Source organism: Arthrobacter sp. FW306-1B-G06A, from assembly GCF_058781765.1.
This window is the reverse complement of the sequence record NZ_JBYSXB010000008.1, coordinates 37,587-63,217: the sequence shown is the minus strand read 5'-3', so window position 1 is coordinate 63,217 and position 25,631 is coordinate 37,587. Positions and strand designations below refer to the sequence as shown.

The following is a 25,631-nucleotide window of genomic DNA, read 5'->3' as shown; positions in this document are numbered from 1 at the left end:
GGCGCCGACGGCGCTCGCCACATTTCCGTTGGGGGTCACTGCCAGTACCCCTCAAGACAGAGACTCCCTGATGTTCTCAACACGCTGTTTCCTTAAATCATGACTCGTCCCGAAACCACGTTGCCGGCTCCGGTTCCTCCCTCGTCCATGGCCGATGCGCCCCGCGCACGGCTCACGCTCATGATTGCGTCGCTGGGATTTTTCCTGATCACCCTCGACATCCTGATCGTCAACGTCGCGCTCACCAGCATCGGCAAGGAACTCGGGGGCGGAACAGCCAGCCTGCAATGGGTCATCGACGGCTACACGCTGATGTTCGCTTCGCTACTGCTGTTCGCGGGTAACCTGTCGGACCGGATCGGCGCGAAAAGAGCGCTGGGATGGGGCATCGCACTGTTCCTGGTGGCGTCGGTCGCGTGCGCCCTCGCGCCGACGTCGGGGATCCTCATTGCCGCCCGCTTCCTCCAAGGAGGTGCGGCATCGATCATGCTGCCGGCGTCGATGGCGCTGATTCGGCAGGCCTTTCCCGATCCCCGCCGTCGCGCACATGCGCTGGGGATCTGGGCAGTCGGCGGGGCCGTGGCTGGAGCAGTGGGACCCCTTGTCGGCGGGCTCCTCACCACCCTGGACTGGCGGCTCGTATTCGGCATCAACCTTCCCGTGTGCATCGCGATGCTGGTGCTCCTGGCTTCCGTTGCCACGTCGCCCCGACGGCCGACTCCGTTCGACTGGGCCGGGCAGGCTGCGGCGATCGTTGCCCTGACCACGTTGATGTATGGCCTCATCACGGGAGGGACCGAGGGGTTCGGCACGGTGCCCGTCATCGGGAGCCTGGTACTGGCAGCCGTAAGCCTCACGGCCTTCCTCTTGATTCAGGCGCGCGGCCGGCACCCGATGATGCCGCTTGAACTGTTTCGCTCCACCGGCATGAGAATCTCGCTCTCGGTGGGCTTCGCGTTCATGGTGGGCCACTTCGGCACGGTGTTTGTCGTCAGCCTTTTCCTCCAGCAGCACCTCGGGCTGACGCCGCTTCAGGCCGGTTTCACGTTCCTTCCGTCCGCGGCGTTCAGCATCGTCGGCAACATCGTCAGCGGAACCCTCTCGAACCGGTTCGGGACGAGGGTGCCGGTGGTTGTCGGATTGACGTCCATGGTGGTGGGACTCACCGCGATGCTTCTCACCGCGCCGTTGGGATCGCCGCTACTCGTCGGTGCCTTCCTGATTTTCACGGGTTCCGGCGGATCGATCGCGATGCCGCAGGTCACCGCCGTCGTGCTCGCGAGCGTGCCGAGCGAAAAGGCGGGCACGGCCAGCGCAGTCTTCAATACTTTCCGCCAAGTGGGCGGCGCCGTCGCCATCGCAGTCTTCGGCGCCCTCATCGCCGATCGCAGCAACTTCGTCCACGGGATGCAGACCAGCTTCATCATCGCGGCGTCGCTGCTCCTCCTTACCGCGTTCGCCAGCCTCTTCATCCATTCACCGGGCGCCGCCAAGAGCTAGGGAGCGCCCTCCCGCGAGCTCACCGGCCGATGTAGGCCGCCAAATGCTCGCCGGTGAGGGTGGAACGCCCTGCGATGAGGTCGGCGGGGGTGCCCTCGAAAACGATCTGTCCGCCGTCGTGACCGGCGCCGGGGCCAAGGTCGATAATCCAGTCGGCATGCGCCATGACCGCCTGGTGGTGCTCGATGACGATGACCGACTTCCCGGAGTCGACAAGCCGGTCCAGCAAGCCGAGCAGCTGTTCGACGTCGGCCAGGTGCAGGCCTGAGGTGGGCTCGTCGAGAACCAGCACGCCGCCCTTTTCGCCCATGTGGGTGGCCAGCTTGATCCGCTGCCGCTCGCCGCCGGAAAGGGTGGTGAGCGGCTGGCCGAGGCTGAGGTATCCGAGTCCGACGTCGGCCAGCCGCTGCAGGATTGCGTGCGCTGCGGGGATCCTGGATTCGCCCGCGGAGAAGAACTCCTCGGCCTCTTTCACTGACATCGCCAACACCTCGGCGATGTTGCGGCCGCCGAGGCGGAATTCGAGCACCGACGCCTGGAACCTCTTGCCTTCGCATTCCTCGCACGGAGTGGAGACCGTGTCCATGAACCCGAGATCCGTGTAGATGACGCCCGCGCCGTTGCAGGTGGGGCATGCGCCCTCGGAGTTGGCACTGAACAGCGCAGGCTTCACGCCATTGGCCTTCGCGAACGCCTTCCGGATGGGCTCGAGCAGACCGGTGTACGTCGCGGGGTTGCTCCGCCGCGAACCCTTGATCGCCCCCTGGTCAATCGAAACGACGCCGTCCCGCTTGGACAGCGAGCCGTGGATCAGCGAGCTCTTGCCGGATCCGGCGACGCCCGTGACCACAACCAGGACCCCGAGCGGAATGTCGATGTCGACGTCGCGCAGGTTGTTCTCGCTCGCGCCACGGATCTCCAGTGCGCCGGCGGATGCCCGCACCGTCTTCTTGAGGGTTGAGCGGTCCTCGAGGTGGCGCCCGGTCAGGGTGCCGCTGGCACGCAGCCCTTCGAGGGTGCCTTCAAAGACCACTTCGCCACCGGCGGTGCCCGCGCCGGGACCGAGGTCGACGACGTGGTCGGCGATCGCGATCGCCTCCGGTTTGTGTTCCACGACGAGTACGGTGTTGCCCTTGTCCCGCAGTTGCAGCAGCAGTTTGTTCATGCGCTGGATGTCGTGCGGGTGCAAGCCGATGGTGGGCTCGTCGAAGACGTAGGTGACATCGGTGAGCGAGGAGCCCAGGTGCCGGATCATCTTGGTGCGCTGTGCCTCACCGCCGGACAGCGTTCCGGCCGGCCGGTCGAGCGAGAGATAGCCGAGCCCGATCTCCGCGAAGGAGTCGAGGAGGTGCCGCAGTCCCTTGAGGAGTGGTGCCACGGAGGGTTCGTCGAGGCCGCGCACCCATTCGGCAAGGTCGCTGATTTGCATCGAGCAGGCGTCCGCGATGCTGATTCCCTTGATCTTGGACGAACGGGCCGCCTCGGTGAGCCGGGTTCCGTTGCAATCGGGACAGATCGTGAAGGTGATGGCCCGCTCCACGAAGGCGCGGATGTGTGGCTGCATTCCCTCCGGATCCTTGGAGAGCATGGACTTCTGGATCTTGGGAATCAGGCCCTCGTAGGTCAGGTTGATTCCCTCGACCTTGATCTTGGTGGGCTCCTTGTGGAGCAGGTCGTGGAGTTCCTTCTTGGTGTACTTGCTGATCGGCTTGTCCATGTCGAAAAAACCGGAGCCGCTGAAGATGCGCCCGAACCAGCCATCCATGCTGTAGCCGGGGATGGTGAGCGCGCCCCCGCTAAGTGACTTGCCGGCGTCGTACAGTGCGGTGAGGTCGAAGTCGGTGACCGAGCCCCGTCCTTCGCAACGCGGGCACATGCCGCCGGTGATGCTGAAACTGCGCCGCTCCTTCGTGGTGGTACCGCCGCGCTCGACAGTGACCGCGCCCGCGCCCGAGATCGAAGCGACGTTGAACGAGAACGCCTGGGGCGATCCGATGTGCGGCTGGCCGAGCCGGCTGAAGAGCATGCGTAGCATGGTGTTCGCATCCGTGGCGGTACCCACGGTGGAGCGGGGGTTCGCGCCCATCCGCTCCTGGTCGACGATGATCGCCGTCGTGAGCCCTTCGAGCAGGTCCACATCCGGCCGCGCCATGGTCGGCATGAACCCTTGCACGAAGGTGCTGTACGTCTCGTTGATCATGCGCTGCGACTCCGCGGCGATCGTGGCGAACACGAGGGAGCTCTTGCCCGAACCGGAGACGCCCGTGAACACCGTCAACCGACGCTTCGGCAGCTCGATGCTGATGTCCTTGAGGTTGTTTTCCCGTGCGCCCTGTACGCGAATCAGATCGTGGGTGTCGGCAGTATGAAGTTCAGGCGACTGGGTGTCCGTGCTCGTGGCCGTGCTCATCGTGTCTCCATCTTTTACGCGGGGTCGTCTTCGGTCTTCGTCGGCTATTGCTTGGCTAGTGAGGATCCTGAAGCAGCCCGAGGACATTGCCGTCCGGGTCGGTGACGGTGGCCACCAAACGGCCGCCCCCGACGTCGCGGGCTGCTTCCTTCAGCGTAGCGCCGGCGGCAGTCACCTCTGCCAGCTTTGCCTCGATGTCCGAAACGTGCCAGTAGGCGACGGGCGAGGTCATGGCTTGCGGTCCGCCTCCAGGGACGAGCCCGATGTGCTGGCCCGCGACGTCGAAGCCGACGTAATACGGTCCGTCGGCCTGCGGCGGCGTCCCGAGCAAAGCGGTGTACACCGCCTTCGCGGCGGCGAGGTCGGAAACGGGATGCAGCACGGTCTTGATTCCCTCGTTGGAAGAGTCGCTCATGATCACTCCTGAAGTCATTAGGGGACGAAGCTGGCGTGGACGGTGTTGTCCATGACCGCCATTCTAGGCGCGGCCCGGGAGCGGCGCTTCTCCATTCCTGACCGGTCTTGTTGCGGGATATTCGTTGTATGGACATCCCCGGTGAGTGGTGCCACCATGGCCGAATACGGGGCCTTGGCGCCGCGCCAGGGCAAGAGCGTGGCTGGAGGAAGCAATGCCGGAATCCGATCTCGACCTGATGGTGGAGAAGTACCACCGAGCGCTCGATGCATTCATCAAGGGAGACCCGGAACACCAGAAGAAACTGTTCTCGAAGCGCGACGACGTCACGCTCGCTAATCCTCTCGGCCCGCCTGCGCGGGGCCCGAGTGCAGTCGAGGCGACCATGGATCGGGCGTCTTCCGGGCTCAGGGAGGGCGAGCCGATCAGGTTCGAGCGAATCTCCGGCGATGCCGGGACGGAGCTTGCGTACATCGTCGAAATTGAATGGGCGCGGGCCAAAGTTGGCGGATCTGATGAGGTGTCCCCGATACCCCTTCGGGTGACGACGATTTTCCGCCGGGAAGACGGTGAGTGGAAGGTCGTCCACCGGCACGCGGATCCCATACTTTCCCCGCGGCCAATCGAGTCGCTCGTCCAGAGCTAGTGTGGCCCAAGGTGCCGGATCAGGGCGTCGAGGATCGGCACCTGCCCGCTCACCAATTTGGTGCGGGCGACGGCTTCCGTGGCCCACATGGCGTTGTCAATCTCCGGGTAGCTCCGGATGACACCTGATCCGCGCGGCCACTCAAGCTCGAACGTGTTGCTCACGATGTTCTCCGGTTCAAAATCCGACTCCGCCGTGAAAGCCGCCACGAGTTTGCCCGACGGTTGCCGGAAGATGCCTAGCTGGTGATACTCGACGGCCGGCGGGGGAGTGCCTATCTCCTCGGCGAATTCGCGCTTCGCGGCCATCAGGGGGTCCTCATCTTCGAGGTATTCGCCTTTGGGAATTGACCAGGCGCGTGCATCCTTGTGGGCCCAGAAGGGTCCGCCCATGTGGGCTATCCATACTTCCAATTCCGTAGTGGAGCTCCGGCGGAACAACAGAATGCCCGCGCTTCGAACTGTCATTTGCCCTCCCAGGCACAGGTTATCCGCCGGGCCGGGAAGCCGGAACCCGCAGTACGCCAACGGCCTCCGCCAGGTAAGGCCCCGGATCCGGATCCGTGCCGGCGGCCCATTGCATCCAGGCCTCGAACGTCGCCCCGAGATAGGCGGCGCACAGATAGCGTGCCGCGCTTTCGCGGACGCCCTGCGCAACGAGGTAAAGCCGTGCCCGGTCCCGTTGTGGAGCCAAGGCATCGTAGCTCCTGCTCGCCAGCTCCGGGTGCTCTGCGATCAGGCGCAGGCGTCCTCGCGTTACGGAAAGGTCGGGGATCGCCGAAATCCCGGCGATGGCGGCCGCCCGCAGTCCTGCGAGGATACCGCCGTCGGACGCTCCGCCGTCGGACGGCTCCGCTGTGCGGGCGGCCTCCAGCACACGGCCCGAAGCTTCCACTACCGGTTCCATGCCGCCCCAGACGAGGTCAGCCTTGCTGGGGAAGTAGCGGTACAGGCTCTTCCGCCCGATTCCCGCCTCGCGCGCGATGTCCTCCATTGACGTCCGCTCGTAGCCGTTCTCGGCAAAAAGCCGGAGCGCGACGCCGGCCACGGCGTCGGGATCAATCGTCGCCGGGCGTCCGGTGGAGCGCCCGATGACGGGCTTCGTATGGTCTGAGGGCATCTCTCCAGTATCCACTCTTACATAATGATACGGAGTGTCATAAAGTGGACGGAACGCCACCAGCACCTTCAGGAGGAACAACATGGGCAACGAAACTCCATGGCAGGAAGCCGCCATCAATGGCCGTTTTGCCGGGAAGACAGTCATCGTCACCGGAGCTGGCTCGGGCATCGGCCAAGCTACGGCCCTGCGCATCGCGAAGGAAGGCGGCAGGGTCATCGCCGCCGACATCAGCAAGGAGCGCCTTGACGCCTTGGTGGAGGAAAACAGCGGCCTGGACCTGCTGCCCGTGGCCGGCGACATCTCAACCGAGGAGACCGTTGCCGCCGTCGTCGTCGCTGCCGGCGGCCGTGTGGATGCCCTCGCCAACATCGCCGGGATCATGGATAACTTCACCCCGATCCACGAAGTGGACGACGCCATGTGGGAGCGCGTTTTCCGGATCAACGTCACAGCCCTCATGCGCCTGACCCGCGCCGTGGTGCCCTTGATGTTGGAGGCCGGCACCGGCTCCGTGGTCAACGTCGCCTCCGAGGCCGGGCTGCGCGGCTCCGCCGCCGGCGCGAGCTACACGGCGTCGAAGCACGCCGTCGTCGGACTGACCAAGAACTCGGCCGTGATGTACGGGCCGAAGGGGCTTCGCTTCAACGCCGTTGCCCCCGGGCCAACCATCACCAATATCGAGGCAACGTGGGGGTCCCAGCTGGCCGCCGAACGCCTCGGTCCGCTCATGCAGGCCGCTGTCCCCAACCCTGCGACGGCCGCCCAGTTGGCGGCATCCATCACCTTCCTGCTCAGCGACGACGGCACCAACGTCAACGGCGCCATCCTCGCGTCCGACGGCGGCTGGTCGGCGCTGTAAGGCGGCTCTCTAGGCAAGACGACGACGGCGGGAGCGTCCCGCCGTCGTCGTCCTGGGTTTCCTGCGACTTCAGCCCGTGTAGCCCTCCACCTGCTTTGGGGGCCGTGGCTTGGCCTCGTTCGGGTTCTCCCCGTATTGCCTCTTGGCCCGCCGCTGGCGCAGCAGGTCCCAGCTCTGATCCAGGTCCTGTTCGATGCGCTCGAGCCTTGCCCGGTCGGGGGCATGCGCAGGACCCGGCGGGGCCGCCTCTGCCTTCTCCCGGAGTTCCCGCTCCTCCTCCACAAGTGACTGGATGTGGTGCAGAATGCCCTGTTCGTCCATGGTTACCTCTTCCTGAACTAGCCGTTACCAGTCAGGTTAGTGAGCTGCGCTAGGCGTGAACAGAGGCGGTGTTTGCAAGTGCCATCCCGCCAATGTCCCATTTGCGGAATACTTGGACGCAGATCCAGGATTTCCGCAAGCGAAGGCGGTGATTAGCCGTGAACGGCGAAAACGGTGCGTTCAAGCGCCGGCTGGAGCGAGCCATGGAGCTGCGGAATGTCCGCGCCACCGGTATGACGGCCGGGGAAGAAGCGGAACTCGAGGCCGCCGACGACGAAGAGCGGCGGAAGCGCAAGAAGGTGGACGACGCCGCTCGGGTGGAATACCTGATCCGCGACGCCATGGCGCAAGGGAAGTTCGACAATCTGAAGTACGCAGGCAAGCCGATCCCAGGGCTGGGGGAGCGCTACGATCCCGATTGGTGGGTCAAAGGCCTCATCCAGCGCGAACATCTCAGCGGCCTCGGCCCAAAAGCCATTCTGCTCCGCACCGAGGATGCCGAATTGGATGCGAAGCTTGACGCCCTGTATTCGGAAAAGCAGGTGCGCGATCTGGTGGAGGACTTCAACGCCCGGGTCATTGACGCGCGGCGCCAGCTCCAGGGCGGTCCTCCAGTGATCACGAAAACCCGCGATATCGGCGTCGAGCTGGAACGCTGGCGCGAGCGCCGTGCTGCGGCTGCCGAGGCAACCGCGGCCCAGGAAGCCGTGAACCAGGAGCTTGCGGGCAAGCGGCCGTGGTGGCGTCGCATTTGGAGCGGCTCGGGGTAAGTGGGGACCTCAGCGATTTCTGCCGGTGTTGAACGCAGGCGTTCCGGCCAGCCGGCCGCCGTCGACTGCGAGCACGGTTCCAGTGACGAACGAGGACTGCTCCGAGCAGAGCCAGACGGCGGCAGCGGCAACCTCGGCCGTGGAGCCGATCCGCCCGAGCGGCACGGCGGCGGCCACCCGATCCTGGGCGGATTGGCCGGCCCCGGCCAGCCGCTCGGTGAGGATAGGGCCGGGAGCGATCGCGTTGACCCGGATCCCGTGCGAAGCGTAGTCGAGCGCGGCCACCCGGGTCAGGCCGCCGACGCCGAACTTGCTCGCCACGTAGCCGCTCATGCCGGCGACTCCTTGTTCGCCGGCCGTGGAGGACATGTTGACGATCGCTCCGCCGTTCCCGCTCGCCAGCATGAGCTCGATTTCGTATTTCAGGCAGAGGAACACTCCGCGCAAGTTGACTGAGATGGCGCTGTCGAACTCCGCGCTCGCCCATTCGGCCAGGGGCGCCGGCGTCCGCCCGCCGCCTGCGGCATTATTGACGGCGACGTCGAGCCGGCCGAAGCGGTCCAGGATCTGGGCCAGCAGGGCTTTCACCGAGTCCTCATCGCCCACATCCACGGACATCGCTACCGCTCTCCCGCCACCCGAGCTAATGGCGGCGAGCTGCCGAGACAGTCGAACATTGTCACGGGAGGCAAGGACGACGTCGGCACCGGCACCGGCCAGCGCAGCCGCGATCTCCGCACCGATTCCCCGGCTCGCTCCGGTCACAAGCGCGACCTTGCCTGACATCGACCGGGTGGAATCCGCCGTCGTCATGGCGCTGTCCGGCTTGTCCGCGGCGTATGCGGCCGGGGCTCTTGGTTCGCGGCCGCCCGGTTGCGGGGGAGCAGGAAGCCTGCGGCAACCAGCCAGAGCAGCCCGCCGAAGCGTCCGAGCGGCAGAAGGAACTGAAGAGGATCGATCGCCATCGACAGGAAGCTCAACTCTGACAGTGCGGCGACGACCAGGCCGGTCCAAGCCAACCAACGGGGCATGAAGCCAAGGATCAGGGCCGGGACGGCGATTCCCGCCATGAGGAGGCCGGTTCCGACGACGAAGCCGACCCCGCCGGTTACGAATGCGAGGAACGCGAGTGCGTGGGTGAGCGTCCCATCCGTGGTGATTTCCGGCCGGCTCAGCAACCAGGTCAGGGAGCCCGACACCATGAGGAAGATGGCCGCGCTGACTCCGCCAAAGAAGCTGATGGCCGGTCCGGGAACGCGTACGCCGAGCCGGAGCTGCCGGGCGTAGACGGTGGCCGCGTAGATCCCCAAGGGCACGGCAGAACCGAATTGGAGCATGCCGCCGACCCGCACCGCGGCGACGTTTTGCTGGAAGAAAGCGGCCACCTGTCCGGTTGAAGCAAAGGGCGAGACGAACGTTTGGCCGCCTGTCAGGATTGCGGACGTGATGAGGCTGGCGAGGAAGATGCCCAAGCTGACCAGGGCGAGAATGCCGGGGTGCGGGCCGCCTGACCTGGCTGGACGGCCGCCCTCGTCGGGAATCGAACGACTACTCATGGCTGAACCTTTCCTAATTGCATCACTACTGAAATAGTTCACCTCTAGAATTATTCTGTCAAGCCTGTATTCTGAATCCATGGACTTAGCCACACCGGGCCGGCCGAACCGGACCGCTTTTCTCTTGTCGCAGTTAGGCGCGGTCGCGTCGTCGCGCTTTGCCGACCGCACACGGGAGATCGGCCTCACGCCAAGCGACGCCGGCGTCATCCGCCTGCTCGGACGCGCCCCCGGGTTGAGCCAGCGCTCCCTCGCGGACAGGCTCGGCGCCGTCCCCAGCCGGGTGGTTTCACTCATCGACTCGCTGCAGGAGCGCGGCCTTGTTGAGAGGATCCGCAGCAGTACGGACCGGCGGAACTATGAACTGCACCTCACGGACGCCGGCAAACGCGTGTTGCGTGAACTGCGAGGTATCGCGGAACAGCATGAAGCGGAGCTTCTGGCCCCCCTGACAACGGAGCAGATTGGCCAGCTTGACGTGCTTCTCGCCCAACTCGCCAGCGGCCACGGGCTGGACAAGGACCTCCACCGCGATGTCGGTCGCCAGGCCGGAAGCGATGCCGGATCTGACGGCGTACGCAAGGCCTGATCGGGCGCCCGGGTCCCGTGCCGCCGTCGGGAGCTCTCATGACGATCGGGCCACGATTTTTGCCACTATGTGGGGAATAGCAGCTGCATGGTGTATGTTGCACATTCGCCAGCAAATACACAAGAGAAGAGATAACCCCAGGTGGCAACCGATTACGACGAACTCCGCTCCGACGTCGCGGAATCCCAAAGCACGTCACTCCAGGCCCTGCAGTCTGCCAATGCTCCGGACGCCCGCAGCGTTGTTCGGGAGCTGGACGAGGCCGATGCTTTTGAAGGCAATGAGGTGCCAGGCGGCGAATTCGTAGCCGAGGAACTCATCATTGCAGTCGTTCCCCAGAAGGAAGACGAGTTCACCTGCTACTCGTGTTTCCTCGTCCGTCACCGCTCCCAGATTGCCCGTGAAAAGAACGGCCACGCGTACTGCGTGGAGTGCGAAGGCTGAGCCTCTGAGGCCCAGCCCCGTGCCGCTTAGCCGCCTTTCCCGCAGTTGCGTTCATCACAGGGAATTCAGGCGCTTCTTGGCGAGCTTTTCATAGCGGGCCCCGGAGTCCGCTGCTCGCTGCTCTTCGGCAGCGAGCAAGGGAGCGAATGGTGAGTTGTCCTCCACCGATCCGTCGGTATCGCTTGCGAGCCGGAGCAGTATTGAGCGGCTGACAACGCTGTCCTGATGCTCTCCCAGGACCTTCTGGATCTTCTGGGCATTCCGTGCCAGCTTCACGGCGGGTTTCTTGTGGACGTCCGCCAGTGCTTCGGCCGCATGGCGCAGCCGTTTCGCGTCTTTGCGGACCTGATGCAATGCCCTGTCGCCTTCGACGCCGGTTTGCCCTGCGGCTGCCTTCTGGGACCGGCGCAGCCGCTTGATCGCCCTACCGGCCAGCTTGGCCGTGACGGGACGGGCCTTCTTCCCGGCGCGAGGCTTCGTGGGAGGCTCGTCGCGGAATTCCTCAAGTGACTCCAGGAGCCGGAAATAGCGTTTCGTTCCTAGAGAGCGGAGCATGTTGCGATACCCGGAGTTGAAGGCTGTCTCAAGTTCGTCATTGATCCTGCTGGCAGCTGAAGCGGGCACTAGGCCGTCGGGTTGCTCATTCATCAGTTCCCCGATCCGGTCGCGCAGCACCTCGGCATCCCGGGCCTTGCCCAGGACCTTGCCCAGCCATTTCAGTTCGGTCTTGAGCTGATCCGCGGCGTCGGCGTCGAAGAGCTTGCCGTAGGCGGACAAAGTTGAGCGGAGCCTCCGCGTAGCCGAGCGCATGCCGTGAACGGCGTCGTCGGCGCCTTGCCGGACTCCGGAGTCCAGTTGGGTGATTTCAGCTATCTGCGCGGCGATGTAGGAAACTATTGCATCCCCGGCAGAGCCCTTCGGACGGGCTTTGGGCGGCGCCGGTACCGCAGCTGGCCAGGACGTTCCGAATGCGCGGGCCAGCTTGGACGCGTGCCCCGATGGGGTTGCGCCGGCCCCGGACAAGACGCGGTCCGCGCTCTCAAACAGGGCTTCATCGCCGTGCACCAGCTCGATTTCCCATTCCCGCCATTGCCTCTCCAATTGAGTTGGGTGCAAGGTCTCGGCGGTCACGTGGTCATCCACGAAGTCGGCCAGGGTGACGTCCTCGCTTCCGTGTAGCCGGTGAAGAGTGCGGCGGGTGTGGATCCGGGCCACAGGCCTGAGCTCATCGCCGCGGGTGAACACAAGGAGCCTCTCCGCGAGTTCCTCGGGGACAATCTCGGGCTGACCCAGCGGCGCATGGATCTCCACGCGATTGTCCCGCTCTGCCGGCAGTTTCAGGTGCCAGCCTGAATCGGTGCCGCCGGTGCGGCGCCGCAAGGTGATGCGGTGCTTGGCAAGGATGAGGCCTTCGGTGTCGAAGTAGACGGCTTCGAGCTGATGATCTGCAGGGTCTGCGACCTGTTCGACGCCGGCAATGTCCTCGAACGCGGGAAGAGGCGTTTCCAGGTCAGCGTCGTACTTGCGTTCTGTTTCCACGGATTCCTGGGTCGACATTCCGTTTCCCGTCCTTCTCGTAGTTGCTCGCGCCTATAGGCATCCTCCCACCAGGCCTTCTGCAGGGAAAGACCAGGCGAAGGGATCTCATCGGGTCCCTTGCGGGCGCATCGATCTGGGGAAGAATGTGGGGCATGACTTCGACGCCGAGCCTTGGTCCGTTCGTCCATGATTTCTTCGGGGACGCCTCGTGAGCGCGTTCGTGCTTGTGCCCGGAGCAGGCGGCTCAGCCTGGTATTGGAGCCGCGTCGTCCCCCTCTTGCAAGAAGCAGGCCACGATGCTGTTGCGGTTGATCTGCCGGGAGACGACGAAAATGCGGGTTTGCCTGAGTACGCGCGCTTGGTTGAGGCGGCAATCGGTGGCCGGCCCGACATCGTGCTCGTTGCGCAATCGCTTGGCGGTTTCACCGCGTCCATGGTGGGTGCCCGGACCGGCGTCGCAGAGATCGTCTTAGTGAACGCAATGATTCCCAACCCGGGTGAGACCCCTGGAACATGGTGGGACAACACCGGCTGGGAAGACGCACGCAAGCGTGCCGCCGCGGCCGGCGGTTACGGCAAAGAGTTCGATGTGAACGAGTACTTCCTCCATGACGTTTCACCGGAGGTCGCGGCCGAGGGAGAACCGCACCAGCGGCCCGAGGCAAACGCAGTCTTCGCGTCGAGCTGCGACTTCGTGGAGTGGCCGGCCGTGCCCATCAGGGTGCTCAGCGGCGCGGGGGACCGGTTCTTCCCGCTCGAGTTCCAGCAGAGGGTCGCGCGGGATCGCCTCGGGCTCGAGCCGGATGTGCTGCCCGGCGGGCATCTCCTTGGGCTGTCGAATCCGGTTGGGGTGGCCGACTACCTCTTGCACCGCTGAGCTTTTATCACTCCGGGCGTCCGATTCCCTAGACCGGAATCGACGCAAGCCCTAAGATCACTCTGACGGCACCAGCCCTGGCTGATCGATGTCCGTCGCGGTCTCACCCTTTAGCGTGAGCGCCGGGTCCGTTCCGCGACTCCTGGGTCTTCGAACGGGCCCGGTCGACCTCCGCTGGGACCAACTATCCAGAGGAGGCCTTCCTCTGAGTGAAGCCAACAAGGAACTGGTACGGCGCCACTTCCAGGAAATCTGGAACAAGAGACAACTGGACGTTTGTGAGCAAATCATGGCCGATTCATACGTCGAGCACGCCCAGGCTCCTTTCGGGACTACCGAGCCGGGCGCCGTCGTCGGACCCCAAGCGATGCGCGCGACCGTACAGTGGCTACTTGCCCAGTTTCCCGACATGACCATGACGCATGTCAGCGCGTCAATCGCACTGGTTCAGGATCGAGGACGGCAAGCTGGCTGAGCATTGGGCCACTCGCGATGACCTCACCGCAATGCTCCAACTTGGCGTCGTCAGGCAGCCTGGTCCGCCTAAAATCGTGACGATCATCCAGCGAATAGCAGGGCGCAGAAGCGGGACATGACCCAACGCCCTCGCTGCGTTCGACGCAACCTCGCGATAGTTAGAGAGTAATTACTCGTAGAGGGTGACTGCAGCCTTCCAACGGAGGATGCTTGATTGTTGGGAGGGAAAATCATGACACGAGATGTGACTCATTTCGAGCGACTTTCGGCGTGGACCGAAAACGACATGAAGCCAGCCGTCGGCAAGTTGTTGCGCGGTGAGGGTTTGCCTGCCGAAGCCCGGGAAAGCAACCATCCCTCGCCCCTGGATTTCCAGATCCCTGAGGAACTGGACCGTGCCTTGGAGTCGGCTTCGCAAACGCTCAGCCTCACGCCCAGCGAGATCCTGCGCGAGGCCCTGTCCGAATGGCTGGGGAGCCACGGACAGCCAGCCACGGGCCACCATCCGTTCGGGAAGCACACCGCGCTTTAACGTGCGCTGGGCTGCAGGTTGCGGAGCTGCAGCTGTTACTGGTGGCTGCCCTGAACGGCGTCTCCGTGCCGCGCAGAGCGGAAGGGCGAGGCCGCCCGAGGACTCGGCGGCCATGCCCAGTCCTCGGGGAGGCAATGCAAACTGTCTTTAGCCGCCGCAATACTTGCTGTAATTGGTACCCGCGTTCTGGTAATCGTTCTTCATGGCATTGAGCTTCGCGGTATCCGGGTTGTCCTTCGAGGACTCGTCCAGGTAGTCCACAAGCGTCTTCAGGGTGGGCTTCAGCTCATCCGAGGAGACCGCTTCGATCGGGCGGAGCTGGTTGGCTACCCGGATGGTTCCCGTTTTGTCCGTGGTGTTCGTGGCGTTCGAGATGACGGTCTTGACCCTGCTGCAGGTGTCCGCGGTGCTCAGCTGCTGCGATGCCGAGCAGGCTGAAGCGGAGAGGAGGAGCCCGGCCGCGAGCAGGGTTGTGGTGATTTTCTTCATGGTTCCCTCAGTAGTTGCTGACGTTTGATTGTAAGCAGACGGGGCGTCGCGCCCAATGCAGGCTTAGCCAGCGGACCGGTCCATTTCGTCGAGCCCAGGGTCGGATGAGTACAAGGGAGGGGCCCCTCGGCCTTCCGGCCGTGGAACCCCTCCAATGATTTGAGCGCGCTGGATCAGCGCTGGGGGAGGGTTTTGGTCCCCTCGATCTGCACTGCCTGCAGCTTGTTCGGGTCCAAGCCAAGCGTCTTCAGGATGGTCGGCGCAATCTGCGTCGTCTCGACCGCGGTGGTCACGGTCCGGGCGTGTTCGTCGTTGGCGCCGGAGACCACGAGCGGCACATCGCGGTCGTCCGCACTGGCTCCGCCGTGTTCGGCGATCTTGGCCTTGCCGCCGGTGTAAACCACCCCGGTCTGCGCGATGCCGAGGATGTCCGGGTAGCGTGCATCGCTGGTTTGGGTGCCGAAGTAGTTTGCAACTTCGCTGCCCGCATAGACCTTGCTCAAGCCTGAGGTTGTCACGGTCTTGGCGGCGCCGTTGATGTCGTTACCGGCGGCAGGGTGCGCTGCCAGGTAGTCCTTGGCGAACTGCGCTGCGGCCTGCGAGTGGTCCGAAAGCCAGAGCTGCATGATGTCGTCGTCGGTGGAGAACGCCACGAGGTCTGCGGAGCCGGGGTGGGCCGACTTCCACGTTGCGTTCAGGCCGTCGATGATTGCGCTGTCAGGCACCCTCGTCAGCGTCGAAGCGTCCATCGGCGACTGCCCGTGCTTGGCAGAAAGGATCACCGTGGTGTCCTTTGCATGGCCGGAGGCGGCAAGCGCGGACTCGAACTTACCGACAGAAGCGTTGACGAAGTCAAGGGCTTTGCTCAAGAGCGGCCCGGGAACGGTGCCGCCCTGGAGGTAACCGCCGGTGAGGCCGTCCGACGTCGGGAGCTTCTGGGCCGTCGACACGGCCTGGAAGTTCATCCCGAAGATTCCAGGTACTGCGGCCGTCTTGGTGCCGGAGTGGTCCTTGCCGTCGATTTCGTTCAGCACGGCCTTGACCTTGTAGCCGTCGTACTGCTGGGTTGCGGCGTTGTCCTTGGTCCAGTCACCATTGAAGGGAGCGGGGGCGATGCTGTTGATCTCAGGGGTGAACAGGTCATCCAGGCCCTTGCCTGAAGGGCCGTTCAGGATTTCGTAGGCGGGGTGCTTGTCCGACCACGCCGTGGTGAGGCCGGCGCTCTTCGCCACCTCGAAGACCGTGTTCACCTTCAAGTACTGGTGCGGATAGACCGGCTTGCACGTCGCCGGGTCAACCGGGAGGGCAGCCGGGTCGAGGAGTGCGCCGGGCTGCCCCGTCATGTTCAGGATGCTGGCCGGAAGCCCGGCCAGCCCTTGGCCGGCGTCGAGGGCGTTCTGGTTCCTGTCCGCGGCTTCGGTGAAGGCCACTTCGGCGCCGGGCGCCGTGTTCTTGCAGTCCGTCGTGCCGGCCGGCAGGAGCGCCCTGTTGAACGTATCGTCATAGTAGACGCCGGTGGTCCCGGGATTTCCGCCGGTCAGCTGGCCCACCATACCGGGGAAGGAGTCCGAAGGCACGGGTGTCTGGGCGTGCGTGTAGCTTGTGCCGTGGTTGACCAGCGACGCCAGTGCCGACGTCGGGTGGTTCTGCACGTACAAATCCAGGTCCTTCTGGTGGAGGCCGTCCACCGAAAGCAGCAGGACGTGCTTCGATGTTTCGCCCTGGCCGCCCTGGCCGCCCTGGGCCTTGCTGTCGGATCCTTGCTGGCCCTGGACATCCTCGCCGCCGCGTGAAGCGTCGTCGGCCATCGCCGGCGCCACCGCGGATCCGGCCATCAGTATGGCGCCCAGGACCGCTGCTGTGGCAAGCCCGTTTTTCTTGGCTGTCTTCATCAAAATAAGACCCTTCGCTATTGCGTTCTTATCGATCGAGAATGCGTCCCCGGATGATTCTTGTTGCGGGGAAGGGATCCGTCCCGCCGATTGGGCCTCACTGTGGAAACGTTCATGACAGGTTCAATTGCGGGTAGCCGAACTCTTCCGAAACTCACAGGAAATCTGCGTACCCCGGGGGCGCGGACGGGGGTACGCCGGCTTCTGTCATCGGTACGGCCCTAGAAAGACGTCGTTAGCGGCGGCCACCCAGCCAGTGGGCGGCAAAGTACCTCTGGACCCGTTACCGTGGCGATCGCCGTGCATCAGTGGGCCTGGCTTCGTCCGCAGCGAGCAATTCTGCCAGCGCGAAGGCGAGAACTTCGGCGCTGAACCGGCTCCGCTCTTCGGAGGAGTTTCAACGGAGTTTGAGACCGTCGACACTCAATGATCCCTCTCGGCACCACCTAATTTGCCCCTTTTTGCCACTCAATTGCGGGGAAACACCACTCAGTGGCCCAATTGCGACCTTAGTTTCTTGTTGGTTGCACACCGCGCGCCGGTGTTCAAGGGAATGTACCTGTCCCTTGCCGATGCAGTCACTCGCACTGTCGGCGAACCCGCCGACAACCTCGTGAAAGGAACTCCTCTTGACTACCAAACTTCGCTCCGGTCGTAAGCGTGCCCTGCTAACCGGCGGTTCGCTGCTGGGCGTCACCGCGCTGCTGACGGCTGCTGCGTTCACCGACTTCGCCAACCTGAACATTGGCAACGGATCCGCTGATTCCGGCGTTGGCGGCAACAACCGCTTCAACATCCAGGTGGTTGGAACGGACACCGCCGGCCTGCCTGTTCCGGGCACATGGCAGGAAGCAAACACTGCCGCAGGTGTGAACGTCAAGGTTCCCGGCGCGGACCTGATCACCCCGGGCGACACCGTGTCCGTGTCGATCCCCTTCCGCAATGAGAGCCCCGCCCTCGGCGCAGCCATCACCTTCGGGTTGCAGGACCGCGCCGGCTACACCTCCAGCCCCGCATTGGTTAGCGCCCTCCGCTACAGCGTCACCTTGGACGGCAAGGCAATCGCTACCAACGTCAAGCAGGCCGACGTGACCGCCCTCGACCTGGGCACCTACACCGCCGGGAAGGAAGGCGTCCTCGGCGTCAGCATCAACCTCCCCGACCAGGGTAGTGCAGCTGCCAACAACGCACTGCAGGGCCAGGTCTCCTACGTCCAGGCCCACTTCGACGCCTCCTCCGTCAAGTAGTCGGAACGACAACAGGTGGGGGCCTTCGGGTCCCCACCTGCACTTGGCCTACGGGGCCTCAATGAACGGAGCGCTCGGACCCATGAAGGACACAGTATGAGGACTCAACGCCGCGGGCGGTTGCGGCTGTTACTCGCAACCGGATCCCTGGTTGCGGCGGGTACGCTGATCACCGCCGCCTCATTTACGGACAGCGCTGACGTTGACGTCGCGCTGGACGGATCCCGCAATACTTTTGACATTGTGGCCGCAGGGAAAGCTGATCCCTCATGGCTGCCGACGCCCGCAGATTGGGACCAAGCCAACCCGCGAGGATTGCGCATCATCCTGACCGGAGATAACAGCGGGTACACCATGGCCCCAGGCAGTGTCCTGGATTTGAGGATCGCGGCGAAGAACAACAGCCCTCGCCTGTCCAGCCTCATTGGCCTGCGCATCCTCGACCCGCTTCCACGCGGCGCTGAGAAAAATCCGCAGACCGGCACCTACCTGGAACTCTTCGACCAGCTGGTTTTCACAGTTTCGGATGGTGGCAAGGTTCTCCTTGACCACGTCCCTGCAGGGCAGTTGACGGCAATCACCTGGCCTGATCCATTGCGTGCCGGCGAATACAAGCTTCTCGATGTTCGGGTCGAGCTTCCCGACACGGTGGACAACCGATGGCAGATGGCCGCAACAGATATCCAGTTCAACTTTGAGGCGGTGAACCCATGACCAGGAGGACGGTGAAGCGCGACGGATGGAAGCGGCTGACCCTTGGGCTCGTGGCAGGCGTGCTGGTTCTCGGCGCCGGCACCACTGCGGCCGCCTTTACGGACTTCGCCCGCGTGAACCTGGGGACGGGCATCGCTGGTTCAGGCCTCGGCAATCCGAATCGCTTCGACATTGCGGTACGGGACAGCACGGGAGTTCTTCGCGATGCTGATACGCCGGAGACGGCCGTTGTCCTGCCGCTGTCAGCGGGAACGGTCTTCTCTGAAAGCAAACCTGTTGAGTTCGATGTATCGGTAACGAACCGAAAACCAGGGGTGAACGGCAATTTGACGGTCTCCCTGTACGATCCAGACCCACAAAGCGGTGATCTGTTCGGCACGCTGCTTTTCACGGTCTACCTCGACGGCGCAGCAACGCCCGCGATCGCAAACGCCACCGCACAGCAGGTCAACCAGGCTGGCCTCACGTTCCAGGACGTCGCTCCGGGTGAACAGCGTGCTGTCCGCGTATCAGCGGTCCTGGCGCCCAACAGTGGGGCACAGGCGAGCGGAAAATCCACCCAACTTGGCGTACTGACCAACGGAGAAAGCAAATGATCGCGCCCCGTAGCATCCGCGCGCTGATCGCGGTGATTGCCGCGGTCTTCCTTGGACTTGTGCAGTCTGCCGGCGCCTCGGCTGTGGCCTCGGATCTCATCGATACGGCACCGACGTCGCTAGTTATTGACGCTCCGGCTCCTGGGGAATCTCAGAAATGGGACATGTCCGTCAAGAATCTAGTCGACTCGCCGGTGCCGCTTGCATTGGAGATTTCGGGACGTTCCGATGTCCTCTTCTCCGGAGCCGCGCCGATGGAACTGACGATGAATACTCCAGATGGCACTGCGGTCGTCGAGCGGATCCGTGTTGGAGAAGTGCTCGGGCGCACGATCAGACTGCCCGAACTTCAAGCCGGCGCCTCATACAACTTGGTGGGGACTGTGACGCTCCCACGCGACGCTGACAATTCCTACCAAGGCGCTGGCGGGAACCTGAAATTCCACTTCGTCACAAGCATTGATCGACCCAATGTCACGCCAGAAAAACCCGCGTCTGGATCCGATCTTGCGCATACAGGCTTCAGGAACTTGATTCCAGTCGGTGTCGCGGCCGCGCTCCTGCTGGCCGTCGGCTTTGGCCTCATCCTCGTACGTCGAAAGAAGCCCGCTCATGAGTAAGCCTTCAAACATTTCTCGTCGGCAATGCCTCGCGGCGACGGGCCTTTTTGGGCTCGCCACGTTTGTCGGTGCTGCTCAAATTCCCGTAGCCACAAGTGCCGCGTACAAGGATAAGACGCACGCCCGTTCGGAGGCTATCCCAGCGAATGCCGGGCCTCCGTTTGCCGTCGGCGTCTCCAAGAACTCCCGCATGGTAGATACAGGGATGGGAGTCGGAAACGACGGAAACGTCTACGTGTGGGGCCTTACGTTCTACGAGATCAACGGCGATATTCCCACCTCCGGGTGGCAGAAGCCGCCGCAGAAGGTCGCCGGCATTCCCGACGGAATTGTTCGGCAAGCGACCGGCCAGATATACAACGCCAACGCACTGGACAAGGACGGCACGGTCTGGGGATGGGGCTCTTACAACTTCCGTGACGGCACAGACGCGCCGAAGCCCAATGGCAACGCGAAGCAAGTCCGGATAAACACGGCGTGGAATGGTTCCGGGGCAATCCTGGACAAAATCATCGCGATCTCCTCCACTGAATATGCCGGTGCCGGAATCCGAAGTGATGGCACCATCTGGCATTGGGGGTATCCCCTTGGCTACGGCGGAAACGCTGCCCCCGGTGCAAGCCAGCTTGCCGGACTGCCGGACCCCTCGGTCGCCGGTAACCGGCCTATTTACCTCAAAGGCGCCTACACCAACTTCTTCCTCATTCTGGAGCGCGGCGACGTCTACTATTGGGGAGGCATAGGCGGAAACAGCCTGCCCTCGGGCCTACTCGACACAGGTGCGACGCCCAGGCTCGTAAGTCCGCTTGCGCCTTGGTTCAAGCGAAACGTGGCGCCTGGCGCTCCATATATTGTTGCGGTCGACGGCGGCATCAACATGGGTGGTGCCCTGCTCTCCAACGGACAGGTACTGAGCTGGGGAACTGACGCTAGCCGTACCGGGCGAGGTCCAACCACCACACCGACGGTGCCCACTGTGGTTCCCTCGCTGTCCCAGATTAAATCCATGCAGTTCGGGTTCACCGGTGTTGCATTGCTCAACGGCGACGGAGAGCTCTGGGGCTATGGCGCCAGCGACGATTACGGTCAATTCCCGCAAAACCCGACCCGAATCGATACTGGCGTTGTGCAGTACGGATCGGGCCAAGGGTTCTACCTCTGGCAAAAATCTGATGGTTCCTTCTGGGGCAGGGGATACAACCCCCAAGGAGCGATTGGGCTCCCCATCGGAACTCAAATCGCCAACCGCAAGGTCTCGTGGGATCTCGGAATGGTGACGAAATGAGGAAGCTGACTATGAAACGACCGGTATGGCAAGGGGTGGGGCAACGGAGCGGGAAACTCCGGCTCGCAGTCACGGCAGGCGCACTTGTCGCGGCGACCGTTACGGCCACGAGCGCTGCGGCATACGACTTTGCCAATCTAAACATCGTCGGCGAGGCCCTCATCGAGACTCCGCGCTTTGATATTGGCGTTGTGCGGGACAACGGAACCGTGGAACAAGCCGATACGGAAGCCGGATTTGACTGGGCCGTCGCGGGAGCGGCTGACCTGATACCTGGCAGGTCGGTCGTCACCATGATCCCGGTGTTCAACAACACTTCTGTCTTCAAGGCGGATACGAGTTTCAAAATCATCCTTCGAAACGGCGATGGGACGGTTGCTGCAGGGGTACCGAATATTCTTCCGTTCCTGACGTTTACCGCAGCGGACGAAACGGGCAAGGTGCTGTTCACCAATGTCAGGTGGGACCAAGCAAAGGGATCGCTGGGTGTCCTTGAACCTCGCTGGGGTGCGGTGTTGAACCAGGGAGATGCTTACACTCCTGCCGCGGACGGTTCTTCGAAGAAATTGAAACTCACTATCACCTATGTAGACGGCCCGGACGTGGAGAAGTACAACGGTGGACAGACGGCGCTCGCCGTGCACTTCGACGCGGTTTCAGTTGCCCCGTGAACACTCGTAGTGGAAATCCGGAAACGCACCGGTTGAAGGGAAGCCAAGAGGACCAGGTAGGCGCCCGGATGGGCAGCCCGGCGGACCTTGAGGAAGAGCACGGCGGGATTGATGAACTGCGGAGCGAGGCAGGGGGTGAGCCGGCAAAGGGAGAATTCCGGCAGGAGGAGGTCCCTGAGGAGACGTCGGAGCAAGTGCGCCAGCATCCTGCGTTCCGGGCTTACGGTGCTTTCCGCTCGATCCTCTTGTCGCTCGGTGCGCTCCTGGGTGCCGCTTGTATTCTTGTGTTCGCTGTCTCGCTTCTCTTCGGAATTCGGCCCCTTGTTGTGGTTTCGGGATCAATGGAACCGACAATACCGGTGGGGTCGGTCGTCTTGTCGCAACAAGTACCTGCCGGCGAAATCGAGGACGGCAGCATTGTCACGGTGGAGCGTCCACGCGGCTTGGGTTTGGTTACGCACCGGCTGGTCAAGTCCGTTCAACCAACACCAGACGTCTACGAGTACACGCTCAAGGGGGATGCAAACACCCAGAACGACCCCGAGCCCTACAAGGTGACTACTGCCGGAAAATACATCTGGCACATCGTTGGGCTTGGTTATCTGGCAGCCGTCCTGCAGTCCTCATACGGCATCTTCATCGCCGGCGCGGCCGGGCTTGCGTTGCTGGCCCTGTTCATTCTGGACCCGGCGCGATTGGCACAAGGTTCTGCTGCCAGAGCACGCAGGCGGAAGTGCTGATTAAATTGCAGGATCAGCTACTCCCCGGGGCCCGAATGAGTCATGTTCATGACTGGCTTGTCCGCTCCCGTCTTTCGGGACGGAGCGGACGCCACAGGTCCCCCACGGCTTCTGGTTTGCCAGCCCTTTCCTTGCTGCATTTCGCTGACAAGTACTCTGCCCGGGCTGGCGAAACCGTATCCTTCACTGCATTGATCCATAACGCTTCACAGGGGCCTGTCGCAGCAGTGGAGCTTATTTCGCGTTCATTGACCAACGCCAACGTTGAACAGCTGGCGTTCGATTCCCAGCCCGGCCCTGAGCGAATGACCATTCCATATCTCGGATCTGGCGAAAGCGTGAGCTTGGACTTTGGCTATATCGTCCGCCAATCCGATGTTCTCCATGGCGGCGAGATCGTCAGCGCCATGGAAATACGATTCGCAACGGATTGCGGATGGGCCTGGGACACATGCGAGGCCGTGGTCAACATGCGCGGTTCCCATCGCGGTAGTTGGCTGCAAGGCCCGGAGCAGACAGCCTCCAGTGATCTGTGAGTGATCGTCATAATTTTGTCCTGGTTGCCTGATTCCGCATGGAAGCGCCGCAATCTTCAGTCCGCGCCTCCTTAGCGTGTTTGAATGTTCGGGCCGGACTCGTCTCGATATCCGTGGTGAAGTACTTGCCGCGGGTTCAAATGGTAGTGGGCGGAGAGTTAGGAGTCTTCAGTGTTCCAGGAAGAAATACGCCGGGCACTAGGCTTTGCTAAACGTGGGGTTAGCGTGCGAATTGTTGGTCGCGCTGGAAGCGGGCGGTCGACTGCAATCCGCGAAATCATCACGGAGCTGGAAAAGACCGGCGCCGAGGTTTACAGCCTGTTTGGAGCCCGCCTTCTCCAACAGACGCCGCTCGCCGGAATCGCTTCCCTTGGCCTGGATATGCGAGGGCGCCATACGGGCCCTTTGGGCATGGCTGACGTTCTCGCCGAACAACTTTCGCAACGCGGATCAAGGATCATTGTGGTCGACGATATCGACCTGCTTGATAATGAGTCCCTCGCTGTCCTGGACATCGCGCAAAGACGGTCCCAGAGGCCGCTGATCATGTCGATGGACGATTCGCCCATTTATCCGAGGACCTCCGTGCTCGTCCCGGAACGATGGCCGGAAGCACAAGTCCGGCTCCCATCACTCCGCTACGACCAAGTCAATCAGCTTATCGCCGAAACACTTTCTGCCCCCGCGGACGTCGATGTCACCGCCCACATCCTGATGAAGTCCGCGGGCAACCCCAGGTTGGTGGTAAGGATCGCCCAAAGCGGCGTCCTCAACAAGCTGCTAACGCTCTGCGAGGGAGAGTGGCGAATGACCGGCCATACCCTTTGGAACGAGGATCTCCGCGGAACGGCCGAAGCACTCCTCCAAGGCCTCGAACCCGACGAGCTTCTCGCGCTGGACGCATTGTCGATGCTAGGCACCCGGTCGGTGGCTTCCTTACATTCGATCGTTGCCACAACAATGCTCGACAGGCTCGAAGGGCGTGGTCTGGTCGCTGTGTCCGAAAACATCGACGGAGAGCTCTGCGTGGCCTCAAATCCGCCCCTCCTGGTTGATTACTTTCGTGATAATCACGTTTTGTACTCTCGTCGGGTACTGGTCAAACGGATCGAAAACGTTGCCGAGGCGCTCGCGCCCGCCCCCGGGAATGGGCGATTCATGACGCCCTCCGTTGCTGCCGCCGTCGGGCAGCTGAGGGAAGAATCAGGAGCGGGGGGCACGCTGGCTGCCCGTCACTTCCAAGAACAGCTGCGCGTGCGGGAGGAAGCCCATTACGAACAGTGGGAAGCGGACCCAAGCATGGCCAACTCGGCCGCGTTCCTCAAGTTCTACTGGGGCGGACCCATAGACCCGGAGCGGATCGAACACGTCTTTGCCCACACCGTCATGGTCAACGGCAAAGCGGAGGACTCCCTTTTCTTCACTATGACGCGGGCGCTCTGGGCAATCACTCGCGGTGATGACGTAGCAGCAGCTCAAGGTATGCTCTCCGAACTTGCCGCACTCAGTCCCCAGCAGGAGGCCGAGGCCGAGGGTTTCGGCCTGTTCCTCGCCGCCTCGTATGACCGAATGCCGGCAAACCTGGGCGAGATCCTGGACAGCTACGGAAACGCGTATCCGCAGAGTGGGGTCCTGACCGTGGTACGGGCCATATTGGAGGTCTACCGCTTCGATGGACTGGCAGCACTCAAGGCACTGGAGTCAACTGATGATTTCGGTTTGGCGTCGGGCATCGAGCCATTCGTCCGGGGACTGGCCCTGCTTGTCGCGGGGCGCTTAGACGAGGCTTTGGTGTTCTCCCTGAACAGACGCATCGAGGCCCGCCGCGGCCTTGACCGGTTCGGCTTCGTCGCGAACAGCTACGTGGCCGCGCTGGCGCTTACACAATCTGGGTTCGGCCAGCATGCCGATCTGATGATGAGCAGCGTGTTCGCGCTCGGCCGCCCAGGATTCCTCGCGAGTGCCCTGCATGACGCCATGCTTCGACTTGTGGGACTCCGGGCTTTGATGGACGAAGAGAAAGAGCCCGCCTCGGTGGGCGCCCAAGCGAGGACGCATGTAGCCGATATCGGCCCTCTTCCGGGGACTGGCAAGGGCGTTTTTGACCTCTTTGCCCAGCGGTACGACGATCCGCAGTCGTTTGACGCGAGTGCCATTACCCTCATCGACGCCCAATTGGATCGCGGCTTCCTCACGGAAGCCGCCTACACTTCGGTTTTCATCATGTGCCTGCTTCCGAGCCGTGAGGTCCTTGAGAGGGCGGAACACGTCTTTCGGAACTCGAAGGTCACATCCCACAACCAGTTTTTGGCCATAGCCGAAGCAGTGGTAGACGATGACCACGGGCTGCTCAAGGTCCTCTTGGACAAATACCGGCCGGATGCTGATCTGCACGCTGTCCGGTTGCTGCTCAAAGGCGCATCCAAGCGTCGTCTTTTGGAACGGGTCAGGACGGCGGCTGCTGCTATGCAGCAGGCAGAACGGCTTTTCGACGGCAGGTTTCCGATGGCAGGCGAACACCTCAGCCTCAATATTGGTCATGAACTGTCGCCGACCTTGTCGGTCCGGGAGACCGAAGTCGCAATACTTGCCGGCAGTCAAACAAACATCGAGATTTCTGCCCGGCTCGCGATTAGCCTGCGCACGGTCGAGAACCACATCTCGAGGGCGCTGAAGAAGACAGGCATGACCACCCGTCAAGCCTTGTACCGCTACGTGCAAGGCTCGATTCGTGAGTGACCAGCCACCCGGCGTCGACGTCTCCGAAGTGACGGTCCGTGCTAC

Annotated in this window: 28 protein-coding genes; 18 read left to right on the top strand and 10 right to left on the bottom strand. The window is 63.0% G+C overall.

Annotated features, from left to right (window positions below; all coding sequences use genetic code 11):
- Window positions 1–99: 99 nt before the first annotated feature.
- Window positions 100–1,500, top strand: coding sequence for an MFS transporter (locus AC3WJM_RS06145; protein ID WP_492271400.1), 1,401 nt, complete (start codon window positions 100–102; stop codon window positions 1,498–1,500).
- A gap of 19 nt (window positions 1,501–1,519) precedes the next feature.
- On the opposite strand, the gene AC3WJM_RS06140 is transcribed toward AC3WJM_RS06145, so the two are convergent.
- Together AC3WJM_RS06140 and AC3WJM_RS06135 are read right to left on the bottom strand one after the other, a co-directional pair.
- Window positions 1,520–3,910, bottom strand: a complete 2,391-nt coding sequence (locus AC3WJM_RS06140) for an excinuclease ABC subunit UvrA (RefSeq protein WP_332602984.1) — start codon at window positions 3,908–3,910, stop codon at window positions 1,520–1,522.
- A gap of 55 nt (window positions 3,911–3,965) precedes the next feature.
- Complete coding sequence (locus tag AC3WJM_RS06135; protein ID WP_059389423.1) at window positions 3,966–4,325, bottom strand: VOC family protein; 360 nt, start codon at window positions 4,323–4,325, stop codon at window positions 3,966–3,968.
- Between the two features lie 214 nt (window positions 4,326–4,539).
- Between AC3WJM_RS06135 and AC3WJM_RS06130 the strand changes: the two genes are divergently transcribed.
- Window positions 4,540–4,971 carry a YybH family protein gene (locus AC3WJM_RS06130; protein ID WP_059389424.1) on the top strand — a complete coding sequence of 144 codons (432 nt, stop codon included), beginning with the start codon at window positions 4,540–4,542 and terminating at the stop codon, window positions 4,969–4,971.
- Here the strand turns inward: AC3WJM_RS06130 and AC3WJM_RS06125 are convergent.
- Together AC3WJM_RS06125 and AC3WJM_RS06120 are read right to left on the bottom strand one after the other, a co-directional pair.
- Window positions 4,968–5,438, bottom strand: a complete 471-nt coding sequence (locus AC3WJM_RS06125; RefSeq protein ID WP_492271399.1) for an NUDIX hydrolase — start codon at window positions 5,436–5,438, stop codon at window positions 4,968–4,970. The genes AC3WJM_RS06130 and AC3WJM_RS06125 overlap by 4 nt on opposite strands.
- A 19-nt stretch (window positions 5,439–5,457) precedes the next feature.
- Complete coding sequence (locus AC3WJM_RS06120) at window positions 5,458–6,090, bottom strand: TetR family transcriptional regulator (protein ID WP_284989919.1); 633 nt, start codon at window positions 6,088–6,090, stop codon at window positions 5,458–5,460.
- An 82-nt stretch (window positions 6,091–6,172) separates the two neighbouring features.
- Between AC3WJM_RS06120 and AC3WJM_RS06115 the strand changes: the two genes are divergently transcribed.
- Window positions 6,173–6,952 carry an SDR family NAD(P)-dependent oxidoreductase gene (locus tag AC3WJM_RS06115; RefSeq protein ID WP_492271398.1) on the top strand — a complete coding sequence of 260 codons (780 nt, stop codon included), beginning with the start codon at window positions 6,173–6,175 and terminating at the stop codon, window positions 6,950–6,952.
- Between the two features lie 69 nt (window positions 6,953–7,021).
- On the opposite strand, the gene AC3WJM_RS06110 is transcribed toward AC3WJM_RS06115, so the two are convergent.
- On the bottom strand, window positions 7,022–7,273 hold the full coding sequence (locus tag AC3WJM_RS06110; RefSeq protein WP_059389430.1) for a DUF2630 family protein: 252 nt from the start codon (window positions 7,271–7,273) through the stop codon (window positions 7,022–7,024).
- A 158-nt stretch (window positions 7,274–7,431) separates the two neighbouring features.
- On the opposite strand from AC3WJM_RS06110, the gene AC3WJM_RS06105 reads away from it, so the two are divergent.
- Window positions 7,432–8,043: a DnaJ family domain-containing protein gene (locus AC3WJM_RS06105; RefSeq protein ID WP_306961903.1), complete on the top strand. Its 612-nt coding sequence runs from the start codon at window positions 7,432–7,434 to the stop codon at window positions 8,041–8,043.
- 9 nt (window positions 8,044–8,052) lie between these two features.
- Here AC3WJM_RS06105 and AC3WJM_RS06100 read toward each other — a convergent pair whose 3' ends face one another.
- Both AC3WJM_RS06100 and AC3WJM_RS06095 read right to left on the bottom strand, forming a co-directional pair.
- Window positions 8,053–8,856 (bottom strand): SDR family NAD(P)-dependent oxidoreductase, encoded by an 804-nt coding sequence (locus AC3WJM_RS06100; protein WP_492271397.1) that lies wholly within the window; start codon window positions 8,854–8,856, stop codon window positions 8,053–8,055.
- Window positions 8,853–9,599: a hypothetical protein gene (locus tag AC3WJM_RS06095; protein ID WP_332602986.1), complete on the bottom strand. Its 747-nt coding sequence runs from the start codon at window positions 9,597–9,599 to the stop codon at window positions 8,853–8,855. The genes AC3WJM_RS06100 and AC3WJM_RS06095 overlap by 4 nt, the downstream gene beginning before the upstream one ends.
- Before the next feature lie 79 nt (window positions 9,600–9,678).
- On the opposite strand from AC3WJM_RS06095, the gene AC3WJM_RS06090 reads away from it, so the two are divergent.
- A complete protein-coding gene (locus AC3WJM_RS06090; protein ID WP_059389432.1) occupies window positions 9,679–10,188 on the top strand; it encodes a MarR family winged helix-turn-helix transcriptional regulator in 510 nt (169 codons plus the stop codon).
- Window positions 10,189–10,329: 141 nt separating this feature from the next.
- Window positions 10,330–10,632: a DUF4193 domain-containing protein gene (locus tag AC3WJM_RS06085; RefSeq protein WP_059389433.1), complete on the top strand. Its 303-nt coding sequence runs from the start codon at window positions 10,330–10,332 to the stop codon at window positions 10,630–10,632.
- Between the two features lie 54 nt (window positions 10,633–10,686).
- Here the strand turns inward: AC3WJM_RS06085 and AC3WJM_RS06080 are convergent, their stop codons facing one another.
- Window positions 10,687–12,189 (bottom strand): CYTH and CHAD domain-containing protein, encoded by a 1,503-nt coding sequence (locus AC3WJM_RS06080; RefSeq protein ID WP_441437792.1) that lies wholly within the window; start codon window positions 12,187–12,189, stop codon window positions 10,687–10,689.
- Window positions 12,190–12,379: 190 nt separating this feature from the next.
- Here AC3WJM_RS06080 and AC3WJM_RS06075 point away from each other — a divergent pair, with 190 nt between their 5' ends.
- The 3 genes from AC3WJM_RS06075 (at window position 12,380) to AC3WJM_RS06065 (ending at window position 14,057) form a co-directional block, all read left to right on the top strand.
- Entirely contained in the window at window positions 12,380–13,048 is a 669-nt protein-coding gene (locus AC3WJM_RS06075; protein WP_492271396.1) for an alpha/beta fold hydrolase, read from the top strand.
- An 88-nt stretch (window positions 13,049–13,136) separates the two neighbouring features.
- A complete protein-coding gene (locus AC3WJM_RS06070) occupies window positions 13,137–13,523 on the top strand; it encodes an ester cyclase (RefSeq protein ID WP_492271395.1) in 387 nt (128 codons plus the stop codon).
- Window positions 13,524–13,757: 234 nt separating this feature from the next.
- Window positions 13,758–14,057, top strand: coding sequence for a ribbon-helix-helix domain-containing protein (locus AC3WJM_RS06065; RefSeq protein ID WP_172465630.1), 300 nt, complete (start codon window positions 13,758–13,760; stop codon window positions 14,055–14,057).
- Between the two features lie 147 nt (window positions 14,058–14,204).
- On the opposite strand, the gene AC3WJM_RS06060 is transcribed toward AC3WJM_RS06065, so the two are convergent.
- Window positions 14,205–14,546: a hypothetical protein gene (locus AC3WJM_RS06060; RefSeq protein WP_492271394.1), complete on the bottom strand. Its 342-nt coding sequence runs from the start codon at window positions 14,544–14,546 to the stop codon at window positions 14,205–14,207.
- A 173-nt stretch (window positions 14,547–14,719) separates the two neighbouring features.
- The gene (locus AC3WJM_RS06055) at window positions 14,720–16,438 is read right to left on the bottom strand and encodes an alkaline phosphatase family protein (protein ID WP_492271393.1); all 1,719 of its coding nucleotides are present in this window, start codon (window positions 16,436–16,438) and stop codon (window positions 14,720–14,722) included.
- 629 nt (window positions 16,439–17,067) lie between these two features.
- On the opposite strand from AC3WJM_RS06055, the gene AC3WJM_RS06050 reads away from it, so the two are divergent.
- The 9 genes from AC3WJM_RS06050 (at window position 17,068) to AC3WJM_RS06010 (ending at window position 25,586) form a co-directional block, all read left to right on the top strand.
- Window positions 17,068–17,685 carry a type 2 periplasmic-binding domain-containing protein gene (locus AC3WJM_RS06050; RefSeq protein ID WP_284989934.1) on the top strand — a complete coding sequence of 206 codons (618 nt, stop codon included), beginning with the start codon at window positions 17,068–17,070 and terminating at the stop codon, window positions 17,683–17,685.
- Between the two features lie 96 nt (window positions 17,686–17,781).
- Window positions 17,782–18,399: a hypothetical protein gene (locus tag AC3WJM_RS06045; RefSeq protein WP_148667643.1), complete on the top strand. Its 618-nt coding sequence runs from the start codon at window positions 17,782–17,784 to the stop codon at window positions 18,397–18,399.
- The gene (locus AC3WJM_RS06040) at window positions 18,396–18,995 is read left to right on the top strand and encodes a hypothetical protein (protein WP_148667644.1); all 600 of its coding nucleotides are present in this window, start codon (window positions 18,396–18,398) and stop codon (window positions 18,993–18,995) included. The genes AC3WJM_RS06045 and AC3WJM_RS06040 overlap by 4 nt, the downstream gene beginning before the upstream one ends.
- A gap of 164 nt (window positions 18,996–19,159) precedes the next feature.
- Entirely contained in the window at window positions 19,160–19,615 is a 456-nt protein-coding gene (locus AC3WJM_RS06035; RefSeq protein ID WP_492271392.1) for a hypothetical protein, read from the top strand.
- Between the two features lie 190 nt (window positions 19,616–19,805).
- Entirely contained in the window at window positions 19,806–20,900 is a 1,095-nt protein-coding gene (locus tag AC3WJM_RS06030; RefSeq protein WP_492271391.1) for an RCC1 domain-containing protein, read from the top strand.
- A gap of 11 nt (window positions 20,901–20,911) precedes the next feature.
- Entirely contained in the window at window positions 20,912–21,571 is a 660-nt protein-coding gene (locus AC3WJM_RS06025; RefSeq protein WP_307053897.1) for a hypothetical protein, read from the top strand.
- A 68-nt stretch (window positions 21,572–21,639) separates the two neighbouring features.
- On the top strand, window positions 21,640–22,311 hold the full coding sequence (locus AC3WJM_RS06020) for a signal peptidase I (protein ID WP_492271390.1): 672 nt from the start codon (window positions 21,640–21,642) through the stop codon (window positions 22,309–22,311).
- A gap of 116 nt (window positions 22,312–22,427) precedes the next feature.
- A complete protein-coding gene (locus AC3WJM_RS06015) occupies window positions 22,428–22,847 on the top strand; it encodes a hypothetical protein (RefSeq protein WP_059389446.1) in 420 nt (139 codons plus the stop codon).
- A 225-nt stretch (window positions 22,848–23,072) separates the two neighbouring features.
- A complete protein-coding gene (locus AC3WJM_RS06010; RefSeq protein WP_307053894.1) occupies window positions 23,073–25,586 on the top strand; it encodes a LuxR C-terminal-related transcriptional regulator in 2,514 nt (837 codons plus the stop codon).
- The last annotated feature ends 45 nt before the right edge of the window (window positions 25,587–25,631 follow it).